The sequence below is a fragment of the Accumulibacter sp. genome, assembly GCF_032229525.1.
Taxonomy (GTDB): Bacteria; Pseudomonadota; Gammaproteobacteria; order Burkholderiales; family Rhodocyclaceae; genus Accumulibacter.
Window position 1 is genome coordinate 49,650 of sequence record NZ_JAVTWB010000141.1, and the last position, 2,546, is coordinate 52,195.

Sequence of the window (2,546 nt, forward strand, 5' to 3'; positions counted from 1 at the left end):
GGCCGATCAGCGCAGCGCCGGCGGGTGCGCGCGGGCGTAAGCGCTGATCACGGGCGGGAGCACGGAGCAGAGCCAGGGGTGTGCGCTGCCGGCCAAGCCCGGCGCATCTCGCCGGCCACTTGGCGTGCTGCCGGCGAGGATCGTTAGGGGGAATGCCGACCCGATGATGAGCATTGCTGCGGGCGTTTGAGGGGGCCAGGACATGGAGCTTGACCCGGTTTTCCTGTCGCGGATTCAGTTCGCTTTCGTCATCAGCTTCCATATCATCTTCCCGTCCTTCACCATTGGCCTGGCGGCGTGGCTGGCGAGCATCGAGGGCGCGCGGCTGCTTACCGGCAATCCCCTTTACCGGCGCGTTTTCGACTTCTGGCTCAAGCTCTTTGCGGTGTCCTTCGGCATGGGCGTGGTCACCGGCATCGTCATGGCTTTCCAGTTCGGTACCAACTGGGGTGTGCTGGCGCAGAAGACCGGTTCGATCCAGGGGCCACTGCTCGGCTATGAAGCCTTTACCGCGTTCATGCTCGAGGCGACCTTCTTTGGCGTGATGCTGCTCGGACGCGAGCGTGTCTCGCCCCGCTTCTACTTCTTCGCCTGCTGCATGGTCTCGCTGGGCACGATGTTCTCGTCGTTCTGGATCCTGGCCAACAACAGCTGGATGCAGGTGCCGCTCGGCCACAGCATCGTCGACGGCAAGATCATCCCGGCCGACTGGTGGGCGATCACGACCGGGCCGATCATGCGGGTGCGCTGGCCGCACATGCTGTTGGCCGCTTTTCTGACCACCGGCATGTGCGTTTCTGCCACCGGCGCCTGGTACGTCCTGCGCAACATTCATCGCGCCGAGGCACGCATCATGCTGCACTGGGGCCTCGGACTGGTGGCGGTACTGATCCCCATCCAGCTCTACTTCGGTCACCTGACCGGGCTCTACGTCCTCAAACATCAGCCGGCCAAATTCGCGGCGATCGAGGCGCGCTGGCAGACGCAACAGCCGGCGAGCGAAGTGCTGATTGCCCTTCCCGACGAGGCGGCGGAGCGCAATCGCTTCGCCGTCGAAATACCCGGGCTTGGCAGCTTCATCGCTTCCGGCGACTGGACTTCGCGCGAGATCGGTCTCGATGCCTTCCCGCCCGAGGATCGGCCGCCGGTGCTGATCCCGTTTTTCGGTTTCCGGATCATGGTCGGTATGGGGCTGTTGATGCTGGCGGTTTCGTGGCTGGGCAAGCTGCTGCGACTGCGCGGCCGGCTGGAGACCGCGCGCGGCTTCCTGTGGGTAACCTTCCTCTCGTTCCCCAGCGGCTTCATCGCCGTCCTCGCCGGCTGGTATACCGCCGAAGTCGGGCGCCAACCGTGGGTGGTCTACGGACTGCTGCGCACCAGGGATGCGGTGACGCCGTCGCTGAGCGGTGGCACCGTCCTGATGTCACTGATCGGCTACGTGCTGGTCTATTCGGTGGTCATTTCCTTCGGCGTGTACTACATCTACAAGCTGTTGCGCGAGGGGCCGACCGCCGACGCGACGGCCGTTTCTGGCGGCACCGGCTCGCGGCCCATGGCTTTCGCCGATGCGGCCGACAGCGCCACCGGCGGTGGCCTGCCGAGGAAAGGGTGAGCGCCATGGTGGCCAGCGACCTGGCATTGTTCTGGGCCGGGGTGATAGCCGTTTCGATCCTCGCCTACGTCATCCTCGACGGTTTCGACCTCGGCGTCGGCGTGCTCTTTGGCACGACCCGCGACGAAGCGCTGCGCGTCCGCATGATGGGCAGCATCGCGCCGTTCTGGGATGGCAACGAGACCTGGCTGGTGGTCGTCGGCGCCAGTCTCTTCGCCGCTTTCCCGGAAGTCTACGCGGTGTTTCTCGGCGCTTTCTACCTGCCGGTGCTGCTGTTGCTGTTCGGGCTGATCTTTCGCGGCGTCGCTTTCGAGTTTCGCTTTCGCAGCGCGCGCCTGCGCAAGCTTTGGGATCTCGGCTTCTCGCTTGGCTCAACGCTGGTCGCCTTCGTCCAGGGCGCTGCCATCGGCGCGATGATGCGCGGCATTCCGGTCGTCGATGGCCAGTACGCTGGTGGCCCGTTGCTCTGGCTGGCTCCCTTTCCGATCCTCACCGGGGTCGGCCTGGTGCTCGGTTACGCGCTGCTCGGCGCGAGCTGGCTGGTGCTCAAGAGCGAAGGCGAACTGCGCGAGTGGGCCTACCGTCGCCTTCCGGGCCTGGCCGTCGCTGTGCTGCTCGTGCTTTGCCTGGCGTTCGCCGTTACTTTCGACGACAGCGTCATCGCACGGAGCGGGCTGCAAGATCGGCCCTGGGGGCTGGCTTTCCCGGCGCTCGGCGTGCTCGCTCTGCTCGGCGTGGTGCTTGGTGCGCGTGAGAAGCGCGATGGCGTACCGTTCGCGATGAGCGCGCTCTTTTTTGTCGCCGCTTTTCTCAGCCTGGGAGTGATGTTCTGGCCGTACATGATTCCCTATTCGCTGACCGTGGCCAGTGCCGCGTCACCGGATGCGTCGCTCGAGTTTCTCTTCTACGGTGGCGTCGTCGTGTTGCCGGTGAT

2 protein-coding genes are annotated in these 2,546 nt (G+C 65.2%); both read left to right on the top strand.

Translation table 11 applies throughout. The annotated features are described in order from the left end of the window. Positions 1–202: 202 nt before the first annotated feature. A complete protein-coding gene (locus RUW20_RS10445) occupies positions 203–1,612 on the top strand; it encodes a cytochrome ubiquinol oxidase subunit I (protein ID WP_313952144.1) in 1,410 nt (469 codons plus the stop codon). A 5-nt stretch (positions 1,613–1,617) separates the two neighbouring features. Beyond that, positions 1,618–2,546 (top strand): cytochrome d ubiquinol oxidase subunit II (cydB, locus tag RUW20_RS10450; RefSeq protein ID WP_313952150.1); only part of this gene is annotated, 929 nt, incomplete at its 3' end.

What these genes read in the sequence shown, in the direction of transcription:
- RUW20_RS10445 (WP_313952144.1), top strand. Translation starts at nt 203, where the DNA reads ATGGAGCTTGACCCGGTTTTCCTGTCGCGGATTCAGTTCGCTTTCGTC.